Annotated in this window: 12 protein-coding genes and 1 tRNA gene; 2 read left to right on the plus strand and 11 right to left on the minus strand. The window is 54.5% G+C overall.

The features are described 5' to 3' along the window. Nucleotides 1-332 precede the first annotated feature (332 nt). Together tig and BCV73_RS20675 are read right to left on the minus strand one after the other, a co-directional pair. Nucleotides 333-1,661 carry a trigger factor gene (tig, locus tag BCV73_RS20670; RefSeq protein WP_089548385.1) on the minus strand — a complete coding sequence of 443 codons (1,329 nt, stop codon included), beginning with the start codon at nt 1,659-1,661 and terminating at the stop codon, nt 333-335. A 141-nt stretch (nt 1,662-1,802) separates the two neighbouring features. Further along, the gene (locus tag BCV73_RS20675) at nt 1,803-2,744 is read right to left on the minus strand and encodes a hypothetical protein (RefSeq protein ID WP_179232153.1); all 942 of its coding nucleotides are present in this window, start codon (nt 2,742-2,744) and stop codon (nt 1,803-1,805) included. 260 nt (nt 2,745-3,004) lie between these two features. Here BCV73_RS20675 and BCV73_RS20680 point away from each other — a divergent pair. Beyond that, nucleotides 3,005-3,078 (plus strand) — tRNA-Arg (locus BCV73_RS20680). A 607-nt stretch (nt 3,079-3,685) separates the two neighbouring features. On the opposite strand, the gene BCV73_RS20690 is transcribed toward BCV73_RS20680, so the two are convergent. Beyond that, a complete protein-coding gene (locus BCV73_RS20690; RefSeq protein ID WP_089548387.1) occupies nt 3,686-4,705 on the minus strand; it encodes a Gfo/Idh/MocA family protein in 1,020 nt (339 codons plus the stop codon). 41 nt (nt 4,706-4,746) lie between these two features. Then, on the minus strand, nt 4,747-5,520 hold the full coding sequence (locus BCV73_RS20695; RefSeq protein ID WP_089548388.1) for a sugar phosphate isomerase/epimerase family protein: 774 nt from the start codon (nt 5,518-5,520) through the stop codon (nt 4,747-4,749). Between the two features lie 137 nt (nt 5,521-5,657). Here BCV73_RS20695 and BCV73_RS20700 point away from each other — a divergent pair, with 137 nt between their 5' ends. Beyond that, nucleotides 5,658-6,476 carry a helix-turn-helix domain-containing protein gene (locus tag BCV73_RS20700; RefSeq protein WP_089548389.1) on the plus strand — a complete coding sequence of 273 codons (819 nt, stop codon included), beginning with the start codon at nt 5,658-5,660 and terminating at the stop codon, nt 6,474-6,476. 95 nt (nt 6,477-6,571) lie between these two features. On the opposite strand, the gene BCV73_RS20705 is transcribed toward BCV73_RS20700, so the two are convergent. From BCV73_RS20705 to BCV73_RS20735, 7 genes are all read right to left on the minus strand, one after another. Further along, nucleotides 6,572-7,444: a carbohydrate ABC transporter permease gene (locus BCV73_RS20705; RefSeq protein ID WP_076174289.1), complete on the minus strand. Its 873-nt coding sequence runs from the start codon at nt 7,442-7,444 to the stop codon at nt 6,572-6,574. Nucleotides 7,445-7,461: 17 nt separating this feature from the next. Then, the gene (locus BCV73_RS20710) at nt 7,462-8,337 is read right to left on the minus strand and encodes a carbohydrate ABC transporter permease (RefSeq protein ID WP_089548390.1); all 876 of its coding nucleotides are present in this window, start codon (nt 8,335-8,337) and stop codon (nt 7,462-7,464) included. A gap of 30 nt (nt 8,338-8,367) precedes the next feature. Further along, complete coding sequence (locus BCV73_RS20715; protein WP_076174284.1) at nt 8,368-9,693, minus strand: extracellular solute-binding protein; 1,326 nt, start codon at nt 9,691-9,693, stop codon at nt 8,368-8,370. A 97-nt stretch (nt 9,694-9,790) separates the two neighbouring features. Beyond that, the gene (locus tag BCV73_RS20720) at nt 9,791-11,365 is read right to left on the minus strand and encodes a response regulator transcription factor (protein ID WP_089548391.1); all 1,575 of its coding nucleotides are present in this window, start codon (nt 11,363-11,365) and stop codon (nt 9,791-9,793) included. Further along, nucleotides 11,346-13,175, minus strand: a complete 1,830-nt coding sequence (locus BCV73_RS20725) for a sensor histidine kinase (RefSeq protein ID WP_089548392.1) — start codon at nt 13,173-13,175, stop codon at nt 11,346-11,348. Before BCV73_RS20725 ends, BCV73_RS20720 begins: the two co-directional genes overlap by 20 nt. 382 nt (nt 13,176-13,557) lie before the next feature. Beyond that, nucleotides 13,558-15,378, minus strand: a complete 1,821-nt coding sequence (locus tag BCV73_RS20730) for an ABC transporter ATP-binding protein (protein ID WP_089548393.1) — start codon at nt 15,376-15,378, stop codon at nt 13,558-13,560. Beyond that, on the minus strand, nt 15,371-17,116 hold the full coding sequence (locus BCV73_RS20735; RefSeq protein WP_089548394.1) for an ABC transporter ATP-binding protein: 1,746 nt from the start codon (nt 17,114-17,116) through the stop codon (nt 15,371-15,373). Before BCV73_RS20735 ends, BCV73_RS20730 begins: the two co-directional genes overlap by 8 nt. Nucleotides 17,117-17,274 lie beyond the last annotated feature (158 nt).

The raw sequence follows: 17,274 nt of genomic DNA on the forward strand, positions 1-17,274 counted from the left end.
GTCCAACCTCTTTTCCATGTAAAAGATGTGATGCGTGCTTCAATCAAGTTTACAGCACTATTCTAACATGTTCAAAGCACGATGTCATTTTTTCACTCCACACCATTTAATACAGTGTATGAGTCTTCTAACAATTATAACCCGAAACGGACTCTTGAATCGAATATGTATGGAAACAAAGCATCCATTTTCATGCAAGATTTAGATATAAATGGATACTTTTAGTTAAAAATAAGGCACGCAAATGAATATACGTGCCTTATCTCTCTATAGGTCCCTTATGTTAGCCTCCGCACTTAGATCAGATGCAGATGACCGCGTCCGTTTCCTTCTTATTTTTCTTCAGCAGTTTCAGCAGCTTCTTCGGCTGCTTCCACTTCTTTGCTGTTCTCAACCAGGAGATCCACCGTTTTGCGAAGGGAAATTTCTTCGCGCAGGCTTCCCAGCGAACCGTTTGCTGTAAGGATGTTGCGGATCTCGTCAGCCGTACGCTTGTAAGATTCAGCCATCACTTCCAGCTCTTTGTTGATGTCTTCCTCAGTTACTTCAATGTTCTCTTCTTTGGCGATTTGCTCCAGAACAAGGTTGTTGCGAACGCGTTTTTCGGCATCGTCCTTCATTTGCTCTTGCAGATCGGCCGTCGTTTGGCCAGAGAAGCTGAGGAACATTTCAAGGTTCATGCCTTGATTGCGCAGACGGTTGTCAAAATCACGCATCATGTTTTGAATTTCGCTGTCAATCATCGCTTGTGGAATTTCCACCTCGGCGTTGGCGGCAACTTTGTCTACGACAGCTGCTTCCTTATTGCCTTTGGCTTCTTGTTCCTTGCGGGCCAGGAGCTCTTTCTTCAGGTCTTCCTTGTACTCGGCGAGCGTTTCGAATTCACTTACGTCTTTAGCGAATTCGTCGTCCAGCTCAGGAAGCTGCTTGCGCTTGATTTCATGCACTTTCACTTTGAACACGGCTTTCTTGCCGGCCAGTTCTTCCGCATGATATGTCTCAGGGAAAGTCACTTCCACGTCTTTGAAGTCGCCAGTCGCCATACCGACAACCTGCTCTTCAAATCCAGGAATGAACGTGCCGCTTCCCAGTTCCAGAGAATAACGCTCTGCTTGTCCGCCTTCGAAAGGAACGCCGTCAACAGATCCGTCGAAGTCGATCACAGCGACATCTCCGTTCTCGGCAGCACCTTCGTCGATAACAGACAGTTCGGCATGACGTTCTTGCAGACGCTTCAGTTCAGCGTCAAGCTCTTCGTCCGAAACCTCAACCTTCTGTACCGGAACTTCCACGCCTTTGTAGTCGCCCAAAGTTACTTCAGGCTTAACCGTTACTTTCGCTTTGAATTTGAACACTTCGCCTTTAGCAAAGTTGTCAATTTCCACTTCAGGACGGTCTACAGGGAAGATGTCCGTTTGGTCGACAGCTTCTGTGTATACTTCAGGAAGCAAAATGTCGATTGCGTCTTGATACAGAGCTTCGACGCCATAACGGGCTTCGAAGATCGGCCGAGGCACTTTACCTTTACGGAAACCAGGCACGTTAGCCTTTTTTGCTACTTTATTAAAAGCTTTGTCGAGGGCTGCAGCTACGCGGTCTGCTTCCACTTCAACTTCAAGAACGCCAAGGTTCTTCTCTATTTTTTCCCAGGTTGCTTTCATTTTATGCTTTCCCCTCCAAAAATAATTCACATGTACTTAAGTTATCAGCACGCACAGAATAACCATTATAGTATAAACAACATTGCCGTGTTTTTCAAGGGCAAGCCCTTGGCAACTCTTCAGGTAAACGTTTCCGATCGCCTACTCCTGCATGCCGGCCGACACGAACTGCCTGAAGCTTCGATAAGCCTGCTCAAAACGGAAGCGCATCGTGTCCGTGATCCCGTACATCGCCCGGGACTCCTCCTCGTTGCGGCTGCCTGTGAGGCTCTCAGTGACGATCTGATGCAGGGCAGCCGCCCAGATGTCGATCGTCGTGTCGTCCTCGTCAAGGATCGACCGGTAATCCTCCGTCCCATAGATCGCCATAATAAACTGCGACCACAGCTCCTGAGCAAAATAATACAGCGTCGGCTCCTGCACTTCGGTCTGCGCAGCCACGCGCTCCGTTACCATTGCCACCTGCGGCGGAAACTCCTCCGGCGTTAAGGGCACCGTCTCCATATCGACGCTTACCTGCTCCTGTCCGCGCTTAAACTGCACTGTGCCCTGCATACCGCGCTTGCGCAGCGTTTGAAGCACCCTGAACTGCAGCAGCGGATGAAGGCGAGCCTGCATCAGCCACCCCACCAGCTTGTCGTCAATATCCGAGCCTTCCAGATAGGACAGCTGCTCGAGAGCGAGCATGGTCTGCTCCGATAAAGGCTCTTCCATGGCGGTGTGCAGCAGCTTGTCGGCGTAATGCTGGTCTTCGGCCAGCTTGGCCCGCACGTTCTGCCGTTTCATTTCTTCCTCATCGGGCTCCTCCTCATGCTCATAAGAGTCCAAGCCTGCGCCGTGCCCGCCGCCGTGATTCATATATTGTGGAAAAGCGGCTTCCAGCCATTCCAGAAGCGCCTGCCATTCTTCATAATGCCTCTCATCCTGCCCTTGGCACTGCAGCAGGAAACGCAAAAGCTCCATCGCTTCCCCGTACCGTTCATTTTCCAGCATGACGGTCAGCTGAATCTGATAGAAGTCGAGCGTCTTTGGAAAAAGAATGACGTTGTCCTTCGCTGGGGAAATATGTTCTTTAATATGTATTCCCTCCTTTCCCCGTGCTTGTGCAAATAATTGTTGATTATAGCATACCTCTTTCAACTTGAAAAAAAACATGTGAATGGACGGGGAAACCATTCGTTCTATGAAAAACGTATAGAAACCATTAATAATATAAACGGGGATTGAAACAACTTTTTTCTCTTGCCCTGAGAACAGATGAGGGGGACTATGAGAAAGGAAAGAAAAACATGTTGATGTTATTCCAAATATATGTTATGATCTTTCTTGCTTGAATTTTTCATGTCCCAGTAGCTCAGCTGGATAGAGCAACGGCCTTCTAAGCCGTCGGTCGGGGGTTCGAATCCCTCCTGGGACGTAAGAAAGCTCTCCTTATTGGAGAGCTTTTTTTAGTTCCAGAAGGGAATTGAGAACCCCTACAGGGGTTCGTCGAAGCATAGACTTCGTTAGCATCCGCTCCGCAGTCCGCCCGCAGGGCGGTATCCCGAGCTGGGACGTTTGGAAGCTCTCCTTATTGGAGAGCTTTTTTATTTCCAGAAGGGAATTGAGAACCCCTACAGGGGTTCGTCGGAGCATAAACATTGATAGCACCCGCTTCGCAGTCCGCCCGTTTGGGCGGCATCCCGAGCTGGGACGTTAGAAATCTCTCCTTATTTGGAGAGATTTTTTTAGTTCCAGGAGGGAATTGAGAACCCCTACAGAGCTTCGTCGGAGCATACGATACGGTAGCATCCACTTCGCAGTCCGCCCGTTTGGGCGGTATCCCGAACTGAGACGTTTGATAAGCTCTCCTTGTTAGAGAGCTTTTTTTGGTTCCAGAAGGGAATTGAGAACCCCTACAGGAGTTCGTCGGAGCATACGCACCGATAATCTCCTCTTTTATAACCTTCCCCACCCATTCGCTCAGCTGAACACAAAAAAGAAGACCCCAGGGTTACCCCAAGGTCCTCTCTATTCCATGCTTGTTACAGCTTAACGATTTTGCCTGTGTCCTGCGATTCAAACGCGCCCAGGATGACATTCAGGGAACGCAGACCTTCTTCACCGGAAATTTGCGGCGGCGTGTTGGTCAGGATCGATTCCACGAACGCGTCGATGACTCCGCTCGGTACTTGCTTTTCGTTCGTCGCCATGGCGCCGACTTTGTATGTCTCCACTGTGCCGTTGGTCAGCTCGACGATCACCTCGTCGCCTTCAACGGTTCCGATCTTCATGCAGCCGTTTTCGCACCAGAGCACCGTACCGTTGTCGCCGGAACGGTAGTGCGTCCAGCTCGCCATCAGCGTACCCACAGCTCCGCTCTTCATGCGAACGATGCAGGTCGCATTGTCGTCCACGTCCGTACCTTCTTTATGTACGGTACCGATAAAGCCGGCGACTTCCACGATCTCATCGTTCAGCAAATAGCGGATGAAGTCGGATTTGTGCACGCCGAGGTCGCCCATAGCGCCCATGATCGCTTCATCCTTGCGGAAGAACCAGCTGTCGCGTCCGTCGACGCTCCAGCTTTCCGGACCACCGTGGCCGAAAGACGTGCGGAACGTCAGCACTCTGCCGAGCTTGCCGGAATCCAGAATTTCTTTTGCCTTCACGTGCGGAGGCATGAGGCGCTGATTGTGGCCGACCATCAGGAAGACGCCGTTTTTGCGGGCCGCTTCGATCATCTGCTCCCCTTCTTCCTTCGTGGTCGCCATCGGCTTTTCCACCAGGACGTGCAGCCCGGCATTCGCTGCGTCGATGCTCATCGAAGCGTGAAGGTAGTTCGGCGTACATACGCTGACTGCGTCAAGCTTCTCGTTCTTCAGCAGTTCCTTGTAGTCGGTGTATGCTTTGGCACCGTATTGTGCCGCCACTTCTTCAGCGCGCTCCTTGAGCGGATCCGCAAAAGCAACCAGCTCCACGTTCGGGTTCGCTGCGTATTCAGGAATATGTCTGCGCTGGGCGATGGAGCCGCAGCCGAAAACCGCTACTCTAATTTTACTCATGGATATAAATCTCCCTTTCTTCAGCTCTAATCTCAATCACATTAAAATTGGTTCAGGTAGTTCTGTTTCAGCCAGTTCATGCTGTTCTCCACACTTTGCAGCGGAGGATTCTGGCACACGTCCTGCTCGACGATCAGCCACTGCGTACCAGCATCGGTAGCGGCCTGAATGACGCCCGGCAAATTCACGTCCCCTTGACCAAGCTCAAGCGTCTTCATGTTGCCTTCGGCATCCCTGCTGAAGTCCTTCAGGTGAAGGAGCGGCAGGCGTCCGGCATATTTCGGGATATAGGTGAGCGGATCCTGTCCGGCAAACTGTACCCAGCATACGTCCATTTCCACTTGAACAGCTTCAGGCGAAGTGGAGGAATACATAGCGTCGAATACAAACTCGCCGTCAATCTTGTCCGCGAATTCAAAATCGTGATTGTGATATCCGAAGGTCAATCCTTGTTTGCGCGCCTCGGTACCCACTTCCTCCAGGAAAGCAAACAGTTCCTTCCACTGCTCGATGTTCTCCCGGTCTTCCGGTGCAACGTAAGGACACATCATGGTTGTCGCGCCGATCGTTTTCAGGTAATCGATCTCTTTCTGCAGGTCGGCCCGAAGCAGATGCAGGCCCACATGAGCGCCGATCGCTTGAAGACCAAGATCTTGAAGAAGCGTTTTCATTTCTTCGGCAGGAATGTCACCGTATCCGGCAAACTCCACACCTTCATACCCAAGCTCAGCCACTTTGCGAAGCGTTCCTCGGAAATCCTTAGCCGTTTCATCACGAAGCGTATACAATTGCAAGCCAATGTTCAATTTTTTCATAAAAAGGGCACCTCGTTTCCCAATAAAATGATTGCTCTATCTGCTACTATCATACATGCAAGTAAGCTAAAATGAACATAAACAATATGATTGCAACATGAACTATTTGCTTGTTTTTTGAGAAAGGGGAGCACATGATGGAAGCCAGGCTGCTGATTTGCGATTACTCCTACCATTTCCAGCAGTTCAGCAACAGCCACCGCGCGGGCTTGACGACCTATTTGTTCCGGCTGCAGACGGAAGGATCCTGCACCATATTCTGCAACGGTACCGATTACCATGTCCAAGGCGGGGACCTGCTGCTGCTGAAACCGGGAGACGAATACGAGCTTATGGTGCATGAAGATGCCGGCGGGGGACGCGTCTCGAGCGGGGATTATTTTCTGTTTTGCGAAGGCGGCTGGATCGATGCCTGGTGGAGCCGGATGAGCCGGCCGGTTGTCAGCCGGATTGGCAGCGACGATCGCCTGCTCGGTCTGTGGAGGCAGCTGCTGCTAGAAAAAAGGCGCGGCCTGGAGGGGGAGAACGTGGAGCTCACCGGTTACCTGCTGCGAAGCTTGTGCCTTTGCCTGGACCGGGCCATCACGGAGACGAAGCCGGCGAACCGCACCGCTTATACCGCGCTGAGGCTGAAGCGTTTCGTCGAGGAGCATGCCACCGTTACCTTTAAATTGGAGGAAGCCGCCGCCCATGTTGGCCTGAGCCTGTCCAGAGCCGTCAAAATCTTCAAGGAGCAGTACGGCAAAACGATGATCCAATACGCCTTGGAAATCCGGCTGAACGCCGCCATCGAACGGATGAAATACAGCACCATGACCCAGGAGGAGATCGCTGAAACCTGCGGTTTTGCCAGCTACTCTTACTATCACCGCGTGTTCCGCGGCACCTACGGGATGTCGCCGGCCCAATACAGGGAGAGCTTCGCACCTGACGCCAAGCCGCAGCCGGACAAATAAACGGTTATACCAAAAAGCAACCCGCCCGGTATGAACCGTTGACGGATTGCCTGATTTTACGCGAGCAGATTGTTTTCGATCATGGAACATCCACCCTATCCTTTGGTGGAGCCGGCCACCATGCCCTTCATGATTTTCTCCTGAAGGATCAGATAGATGACGATCGTTGGAAGCACCGCGATGGCCATCGCCCCCATCGTCAGGCTGTAATCCGTGCCGAAACCGTCCGAGAAAAGGGACAGGCTGAGCGGCAGCGTCTTCAGCGCCTGCGTGTTGATAAAGACGAGCGCAAAGGAAAAATCGTTCCAGAACCGTAGAAACGCCAGAATCGAAATCGTCGCCACGATCGGCGTGCAGAGCGGCAGGATCATCCGGCCGAATATTCCCCACCATCCGCTGCCGTCGATCATCGCCGCCTCTTCAATCTCTTTCGGAATCGAGGACATGTAGGCCATGGACAGAAACACGGCGATCGGCAGCTCAAACGCTGTATAGGGCAGAATGAGCGCACCGTAGGTGTCGAGGAGACCCATGTTTTTCATCATGATAAACAAGGGAACCAGCGTGCTGTGGATCGGAATCAGAAGACCCATCGTAAACAGCACGACGACGACTTTTTTTAACGGGAACGAAAATCTCGACAGCACATACCCCGCAAGCACGCTGAGCAGGACAGTCAGGATGACCGCCGAGACCGTAACCACCGCGGAATTCAGCATCGCCCTTCCCATATTCCCCAGATCCCAAGCCCTCACCAGGTTTTGCGCCATCCACTGTTTCGGCAGTCCATACGGATTGGCAAAGAAGTCCTGGTTTGTTTTAAAGGCGCTCGTAAACAGCCAGTACAGCGGATACAGCGTAACGACGGCATACGCCAGCAGGATCAGCTTGCCGAAGCCGGCCAGCCCTTTGAAGACGGCTCTTTTGCCCGTGCCGCTCCGGGAAGCGGCCGTAATCGTTGCATTCATCCTAGCTTCTCCTCCCCTCAGCTGCTTTTGCGGCGCGTCGCCAAATAGTTCAAGGCGATGAGCACCGCGCTGACGATCATGATCATGGTGGATACGGCCGAGCCGTAACCGTACCGGTAAACGCTGAACGTGCTGTTGTACATGTACGTCGCCAGCAGCTCGGTTGACCGCGCCGGCCCCCCGCCCGTCATGACGATGACATGGTCGAAGGCTTTCAGGCTTCCGGAGATGCAAAGTACGATCGTGACGACCACCGTCCCCCAAATGATGGGGAGAGTGACGTGAATCAGCTTGTTCCAGCCGGCGGAGCCGTCGATTTTGGCTGCGTCGTGGATTTCGGGTGAAATATTTTGCAGCGCCGCGACAAAAATGACCAGGTAAGGGCCGATGTTCGCCCAGTTGATCGGAATGGATATAGCCAGCATGTTGACCTTCGGGTCGGACAGCCAGGCCCGGGTCCAGGAGTGGAGGCCGAGCAGATCCAGCACATGGTTCGCAACCCCGAACTGCGGGTGATAAATGTATCCCCAGATGAGGCCGACCACGACGGTCGACAGCACCATCGGCATGAAAACGGCCGAACGGACAAACCGGGAGAACAACGAGTTCTTGAACAATACGATGGCCAAAACGAGCGCAACCGGAACCTGGCCGACGATCGACGATACGACCAAGATCAGATTGTTGCGCAGCGCCCGCCAGAAAATCGGATCCCGGAACATCTCCTTATAATTGTCCAGCCCGATGAATTTGGCGTCGCCAAAGCCTTTCCAGCTGAAAAACCCGTAATACGCCGACCAGAACACCGGAATAATGACGAAGATCAAAAACAGCAGAAGCGCCGGAAGAAGAGCTAGCGCTATGAATCCTTTACTTCGCATCGCTGTTGGCATGGCAGCTTCCTCCCTTTCTCATGTCCGTCATTAAGGCGCGGCCGACCGGGCCTGCGCGTCCTGCAGCTTCTGTGCGACGCCTTCTACGGAGCCGCCCATCATGATTTCCTGGAGGCCGTTATTAATGACCTCGGCCGCTTCCGCCGACAAATAAGCATCATAGACCGGCGTGACTTCGGTCGATTTGACGAGGTTGAAGGCTTTATAGTAGAGGGAAGTTACCTTAGACTTGTCGATATCGGTGTCGTACATCACCATGGAGTTGCTCTCGGCGATCGCTTTCTGGGCATCCGGCCCGCTGACCGCATAAATCAGCTCCAGCGCCAATTCCCTTGCTTTGCCTTCCGTCCGGCTGCTGAGCGCAAGTCCGCCGCCGGCACCGCCGGAAATCGTGCCTGCCTTCCCTTTCCCTCCGGGGATTGGCGGCAGCACAGTCACTTCGATATCCTTCATCTGGTCTTCCGTAGAGGATGCCGCCAGGTTCGTGAGCGTCCAGGCGCCGCTGATCATCATCGCCGCGTTGCCCTGTATGAAATACTGCTCAGCCTGCGTATTGTCGATGCTGTTGGCGCCGTCCTGGAACGCCTTGTGATCCACCAGCTCCTTAAAATGACCTAGCGCCTGGATGAATTCCGGATCAGTGAATTTGGCCCCTTTCTGCGCAGCGGCGTTCTTGAACCATTCCGTTCCCGTTACCCGGTCGGCGAGCGAACCGAGAATCGTGGACTGCGCTACCCACGGGGCTTTGTTGCCCAGCGCAATCGGGGTGATGCCTTTGGCATTGAATGCGCTGACGGCCGTCATCATCTCATCCCATGTGGTCGGGACTTTCACGTTGTTTTTTTCGAACAAGGCCTTGTTATAGTACAGGATTGAGGTGGCCGACATGCCCAGCGGAGCCGAGTAGATCTGACCTTGCTCGAACTCATACGGTTCAAAAGCGCCTGGCAGGAACTTGTCCTTCCAATCCGAATGCGCGTCAAGCACCTCCGTAATTGGCTGAAGCAGCTTGGCCTGATACAGCTCGGAGGACTGGCTGCCCGCATAGACGAAAAATACGTCCGGCATTTCATTCGCCGCGGCAACCGTGCTCAGTCGCTGGCGGTAACCGTCAGGCGGGATGGCCTGGGCGTCGAGTTCTACCTCCGGATGGTCTTTGGCAAACTGCTCGATGAAGCTCCGGACCGATTTGGCCCGCAAATCATCCCCTGCAAAATTGTGCCAGATCGTCAGTTTCACTTTCTCCTGACCGTCCGCGCTTCCCTCTGCCTGCTTGCCGCTCTCCCCGCTGCCGCAGGCGGCAAGGAGCATCGTCATGAGCAGCAGAACAATGCCTAATTTACGTGTAGTTTTCATGGTCATCCCCCTCTGATATAAATCTGAAGTTCAATCAGCCTTGCGATGATTAGCCCAAGTATAAAAGAGGATGAACGTCTCCCACAGGGGATAGAATTCAGTCAAGGGAGGGACAAACTTCAGCACTTGCCCGATATTCCGAAGGGGTCAGACCGGTGAATTTCTTGAACAGGCGATTAAAATACTTCAGGTCTTCGTAACCGATCTCGCCGGCGACCTCGCTGATTTTGGCCGGCGTTTCCCGCAGGAGCCTCATCGCCTTGCGAAGTTTCGCCTGCGTGACGTATTCGAGATAGTTGCGGCCGGTCTCCCGCTTGAACAGCTCGCTGAAATAGTTCGGGTTCATATGGACGTGCTTCGCCACCTGCTGCAGCGACAGGCTTTGGTCCAAGTGGTCGTGAATGTAAGCAATGGCCCGTTCTACCGGACTGGACGCCGATACCATCCCGCTGTACTGCTGCATGATCTGTTTCAATTCATGAACCATGATTCGTTCTGGCCACTTGGCCAGCTCGTAGATATCGAATGGAGTCCCGGAAGGAAGCGGACTGGAGTAACCGATCGAAGCGGCGGCACGCTCCAGCCACCGACGGGCCGAGACAAGAATGGAATGGAGGTAAGCCTGCATCGATCCTGGTGTAGCCTCGGGGTCCCGTATGATCCGTTCAAGCAAATCCGTAATCCAGGACCGCAGGCGGAACGTGTCGCCCGCCCGGAGCAGGGCAAACAGCTCGGTTTCTTCCTCCGCCGTGCATACCGTCCGGATGCCCCGGCGGGAAGCTACCTCTTCATACCGGATGCGCCGTTCTGCACGCAGCAGCCATGCATAGGAGCCGGCCTCCGCTGCGGCAGCTAAGGCGCCGGGCAGATCCTGAAGCTGGGTGAACGGCAACCCGACGGCAGCCGTGACCCGGCAGCCCAGCTCAGCCTCCACATGGCCCAGCACCGGCCTCATGCGGCTCCAGTCGTCCTCGCCCCGGCTTTTTACCAGAAGAAGCAGTGCACCGTTCCATTCGAGCCATGCGCATGGCAATCGTTCAGCCAGCCGGCTGCCGACGATGCGGTATACATCGGTGTCCGGACGGCTGATGCTCTCCCCCGAGCCGGAGGAATGGGCCGACAGCAGCCAAATCCGGAGCATAGTGAACCCGTCAGCATCGGGCCGAAGGTCGGGGAACCGGTCCCAAAACTCGGCTTCGGTTCGGGCATCGGGCGCGGATCCCGAAGCCAACAGTCTCCTCAAGAACCCGCGGTTCACGATCGTCTGCTGGACCCTGCCGCCTTCCTCGTTCCGCCGGCGAACCTCCAGCCGCTCTCTGGCCTTGGCCGCGGACTGGATGATTTCCCCCGGTCTGCTCGTCTTCAGCAAATAGTCGCTGACTCCTTCGCGCATCGCCTGCTGGGCATAGGCAAACTCGTCGAATCCGGAAATGATGATGATTTCGGTATCCGGGAACTGCTTTTTCACCTCCCGGGCCATATCGATCCCGCTGAGCCCCGTCATCCGGATATCGGTAAATATAATTTCGGGCTGCTCATCCGGAATCCGCTGCAGCGCTTCTTCGGCGGAAGCGGCCGGCTCCAGCACCGTAAAACCGTTCTCCTCCCAATTGACCACCGTGCTTAGCCCGTTTCGGATAATCACTTCGTCATCAACGATCATAACCTTCATCTTCGTTCTCCCCTTTGCTTGATTGTTCCCGAGTCCATTCCTTTGGCTCCTGCACGATCGGGATCCTGAATGTAATCCGCGTGCCCGCTCCTTCCGCACTCTCCACCTGAAGTCCGGCCTCCCTGCCGTAATGCAGCGCCAGCCGCTTGTTGACGTTGCGCAGCCCGTAGCTCCCGTGGGCGTCAGGCCCCTGCCCGTAGGCCGCAGGATGCTCCGCCAGCCGATTCCGGAGCCACTGAAGCCTCTCTTCAGGCATTCCGATCCCGTCGTCCTCAACGGCGAAATCGAGGAACCCCCCGCTGCGTTCCACCGCAATCCGGATCATGCCCCGCCCGTCTCGGCCGAGCAGGCCGTGAAGGATCGCATTCTCCACCAGCGGCTGAAGCAGCAGCTTAAGCATCGTTAGATGGTGCAAACTCTCAGCCGCATCGACCCGAAAATCGAATTTGTCGGGATACCGGATCGACTGGATATTCATGTAATGACGGACATGCGTGATCTCCTGCAGCACCGTGCAGTATTCCTGGCCAGCATTTAAACTGAACCGCAGAAAATCGCTCAGCGAGCCGACCATCTCGGCGATCTTGGCACCGTCCTGATTCATCAGCGCCAGCCATTGCACCGAGGAGAGGGTGTTATACAAAAAATGCGGGTTAATCTGCACCTGCAGCGCATGCATATCGGCTTCCTTCTTCAGTGATTCATTGCGCTTGACCTCATCGGTGAGCTTTACGATCCGCGAAGTAAGCCGGTTATAGCTGATGATCAGCTGACCTACCTCGTCTATCGTTTTGACCGGCAGTGCAGGCAGAGGTTCTTCCGGCCTGGCGTTTCTGAGGAATTTGGTGAGCGCGGAGAGCGGGTTAGTTATTTTTTGAATCAGAAAAAGAACCAGAATGATGACAAACAGGATCGCAGCGGTGACAGCGACAGCCGTAAGCCTTAGAAAATACTGGTTTTGCGAGCTGTATTCCGCAGCCGGTATGATCCCGACAAGCTTCCAGCCCACGCTGGACATCTTTTTATACAAAATCGTCTTCTTGCCGCTCCCCTGCCCGTAGACCAAATCCCCGCTCTGTCCCTCAAAAGGGCCGATCGAAGGATAATAAGCGTCCAGCGCAAGATTCGTTTCCATATCCGGGGGGCCTGCGAGAATCCGGTTGTTCTCGTCCAGCAGCAGCACGAAGCCCGTTTTTTCCAATGCCACCTGCCGGACCTGGCTGGCGATGACCCCCTGATCCAGATTGATCTGCAGGTTTCCGATCGGCTTGTATTTATCGGTGCTGCGGATCGGTCTTGCCAGCGTGATCATCTTCCTCACCCCTTCAAAGGTCCACTGCCGGTGGACCGAAGACCACCACTTGGGATGCTCGACATAATAATCAGGATCCCTCTCCGTGACATCTTGGAACTCCGACCGCACCAGCGACTTGTAGGAGATCGAGTCCTTGGCCCCAAGCGGCTCGACGATGATGTTCGCGATATAATCTTTGGAAAAGGCGAGGCTTGTCAGAAAGTTGATGACGGCGGTCTGCTGCACGTAATTGCTTTCCGAGCTTTTTAAATAGGACTGCACGCCTTCGTTGCCGATCAGAAAAAGCGAAATGTTCTCAACGTCCTTGACCATCGTCTCCAGGTAGACATCCAGCTGCCTGAGATTGTTCATCCCGGAGGTTTTGGCCTTTTCCTCGGTCAGGCTCTCGGCCATTTTGTAGGAGAAAATGCCGAGGAACAGCAGCGGAACCAGCGCGGCCAGAATGGTGAGCAGAGACAGCTTATGCTTCAAGGATGTTCCGAACCAATGCTGCATATGATCCCTCCTACGTCGGTTTATGAAATAGTTATGTAATATTATATAACATTGAAAACGCTTGCTAATAAACCAATTGGCTTTATCACAGAGGTTCATGTTAGGTTTATTCACTATCTTAGAAGATCACTAGGTCTTAAGTAAATGGTTAAAAAGTCGCAGTTGAATCCGTTTTGCCTCTAAAAACTCGTCGGTTGAGGGAGTATTTTACGCGTCAGAGCCTGCGCCCAGGGGAGCGCCGCAGCTACAGCTATGATCCGATCCTGTTACGCTGGCAGCCTCGTTTTCCTGTCTGCAAAATAAAACGGGGAAAGAGCATCGCTCTCTCCCCGTTTCTATACATCCGGTTCAGCCGGCTTCCAATCGGCCCCTGCATCCCGGGCTACTCTTCATCGGCCGCCTGTCTTGCATGATTGTACAGCTGTTCATAGTATCCGTGCATGGCCAGCAGTTCGTCATGGGTGCCTTCCTCAATCGCCCGGCCGTCTTTCATGACCAGAATGCGGTCGGCGTGCATGACCGTGGACAGCCGGTGGGCGATCACCAGCGTCGTCCGCCCTGTAGACACGTTCGCCAGCGCGCTTTGCACCAGCTGCTCCGTATGCGAATCCAGGTTGGCGGTCGCCTCATCCAGGATGAGGATCCGCGGCTCAAAGACCATGATCCGCGCGAAGGAGATCAGCTGCCGCTCCCCGGCTGACAGGCCGCTGCCCCGCTCCGATAGGAGCGTGTCGTATCCGCCGGACATCCGCATGATCATGTCGTGCGCGCCGACGAACCGGCAGGCATCCATCACCTTTTCACGGGAGATGTCCTCCTGAAACAGCCGGACGTTATCGAGAACGGTTCCCGCGAACAGATAGGGCTCCTGCTGGATCAGTCCGACGAGACGGTGGAGCTGCTGCTGCGGAATATCGCGGATATCCGCCCCGTCGATTTTGATGCTGCCGGAATTAACGTCATAGAACCGGTTCAAGAGGCTGATCATCGTGCTCTTCCCCGCTCCCGTCGTGCCGACGATGCCGACCATCTCCCCGGGCTTCAAATGAAGGTCGAGATGGGGAATGACCGGCTTGGATTCCGAATAGCCGAAAGAAATGTGGTTGAAGTCGACCCGGCCGCGGGCTTCGGACAAGCGCAGCCGGCACGTTTTGTCAGGCTCCGGGTCCTTCACTTCCGGCTCGGTACTGAATATTTTCCAGATCCGGTCCATCGATACGGTCGTCGACTGGAACGTGTTCCACTGCATCGTGATCTGGTTGATCGGCTGGAAAAACTGCCGGATGTAGCTCGTAAACGCGTACAGAACGCCGACGGCCATATGCTCATGGAATACCGCCAGTCCGCCCAGCCAGACAACCGTGACGAGGGCGACGTTGCCCAGAATGTCGAAGGTCCGGTTAAACAGCACGTTGGCGCGGACCTCCCTCATGTTCGCTTCCCAGTAGCTCTGGTTATTTTCGTTAAAACGCCGGGTCTGCTCCTCTTCCTGGCGGAACGCCTGAATCAGCCCCATCCCGGACAAATTCTCCGCAATGAATCCGATTAACCGCGACAAGCGGCTCCGGGTTACCTGGTACGCCTGGCGTAGATATCGGCGGAACAGGAAGGCCACGAGGCCGATGACGGGCAGGACGATCATTGAATACCAGGCCAGCGTCGTATCGAGCTGAAACATAAAGACAATGATCAGTACGAGCGTCATGCCGTCGCGGATCAAGCTGAGCAGCACCTGCGTGAAAAACTGGCTGATCGTCTCCGTGTCGCTGGAGACATTGGTCACCAGACTGCCGCGGTGCACGCGGTCGAAATAGGACATCGACAGCTTGGAAATATGCTGGAACAAATCCTTCCGGATCCGTGCCACGATGCTTTGACCCGCGTACTGCAGCAGGTTATTCTGCAAATACGTGAATAAGAAGCTGACGATCGAAATGCCGAGATAAATGCCGGCGATCGTAGCGATATAGCCCATGTCCCTGCCGCCGACAGCCAAATGATCGTCGATCACGATCTTGACCAGATACGGCTGCAGCAGATCGGCGGAAATGCCGAGGATCGCGCAGACAAACACGCCGGCAAAAGCCCACTTGTGCGGTTTGCCGTAAGCCAGTATCGCCCTGAAGGCTTCAAATGATTTTTTCTTGTCCGCTGCATCCTTTGCTTGCGTTGCCTTGAGGGCAGCGGCTGAAGAATTAGGCATGCTGCAGTCCCTCCTGTTGGATCCGGTATAAAGATGCATATGGCCCGTCCGGACAGGCCATCAATTCCTCATGGCTGCCCCGCTGGACAATCCGGCCTTGATCCAGCACGATGATTTCATCGGCATGCTGGACGCTGCTGATCCGGTGCGCGATAATGAGCGTCGATTTGCCGCTTCGCTCCCGGATCAAATTGCCGAGGATGCCCGATTCCGTCATCGCGTCGACGGCGCTCATACTGTCGTCGAGAATCAAGAGCTCGGGCTTTTTCATCAGCCCTCTCGCCAGGCTCGCGCGCTGCCTTTGACCGCCGGACAGCGTAAGGCCCCGCTCGCCGAGCCGGGTCTCAAATCCCGCTTCAAAGGAGTTGACGCTTTCCAGCAGCAAAGCCTGGGCCGCTGCCTCGCGGATTTGCTCGATGCTGGCGGAGCGGTCGCTGAAGGCGATATTGTCGGCGATATCCGTGCTGAACAAAAACCCGTCCTGCGGCACATAGCCGATCTTGCGGCGCAGCGACTCCAGGGTCACACGGGTAATATCCTGGCCGTTCACCTTAATGCTGCCGGCCGGAGGCTCATAAATGCGCAGAAGCAGCTTTGCCAGCGTCGATTTGCCGCTGCCGGTGCGGCCGATGAGCCCGACGGTGCGGCCTTCCGGAATGGTGAAGCTGACGTCCTTAAGCGCTTGTTCCGACGTCCCCGGATAAGAGAACGTCAAGTTGTCCACGGCGATATCCCCGATGCGGGCAAGGTCCGAAGCGTCGTCCTTGTCCCTCACGCTCGGCACCCGGGCCAGCAGCCGGTTGACGCGTTCCAGGGATGCTCCCGAGCGCTGCATCATGTTAATCACGTTGCCGATCTGCTGGAGCGGTCCCGTCAGCATCCGGAGGTAGAAGGTCAGCGCAACGAAGCTTCCAAGGGTCATCCGGCCCTGAATCGTCATATATCCGCCGACCAGCAGCGAGACGACCAGGGATAACGCCCCTAAGAAAGGAAGCAACGCCTGGAACAAGGATGACATCCTCACCAGATACAGCTGCGCGCTGCGCACCCCGTCGACCGTCTCGTCAAACCGGCGCTGCGCCGTCTCCTCGATGGCGAACGTCTTCGTGACGCGGATGCCCCCGATTTGCTCATCGGCGGATTCCGTCATCGTGGCCAACCCTTCCTGCACATCCATCGACCGGTTCCGGATACGGGGACCGAAATAAATGACCAGAAACGGAATGGCGACCAGCGGGCACACGCTGACCAGAATTAGAGTTACCGGTATACCTGTAACCAGCATCATGACAACACAGGAGATGACCATGAACACGGCGTTGGTCGTCTGCGTGACTCCGAATGAAATCGCTTCCCGAACCGAAGTCACGTCGTTCATGACATAGCTGAGCAGCTTGCCGGTCCCCTGTTTGGAAAAAAAATCCTCACTGAGGCGGGAAAACTGGGCAAAGATCTGGCCCCTTGTCAAAAACTCGAACCGCCGGCCGAGACGCATAATGGTAAACTGCCCTAAGCCGAACAGAACGCCATAGGACACGGCGATCCCCAGCAGGATCAGGCTGTAGCGGATGATGTCCTCACGACCGATCGAACGTTCCTTCAGTCCGTCCGTCACCTTACCGAGAATCTGCGGCAGCAGCGCCTGATCCACGTTGGACAGGATGATCAGGATGACGGCGGTCAGGTAGAGAAGCGCGTTTTTCTTCAAATAATTGGTGAGCAGTTCGAAGCTTTTCAAGAGTTCCATTCCCTCCTTTAGTTTCAATTGAATTGATATTTCATCATTACCCGCTTCCGACCCATCCATTAAAATATACCACAGAAAAAAAAGATTGGGCTTTTCCCAACCTGGCAGAGCAGCGAAAAAACCGTGTCCCGGAACGGATAAATTTTTTT

Origin of the sequence: Paenibacillus sp. SSG-1 (genome assembly GCF_002224835.1) — a bacterium.
Lineage (GTDB): Bacteria > Bacillota > Bacilli > Paenibacillales > Paenibacillaceae > Paenibacillus_AQ > Paenibacillus_AQ favisporus.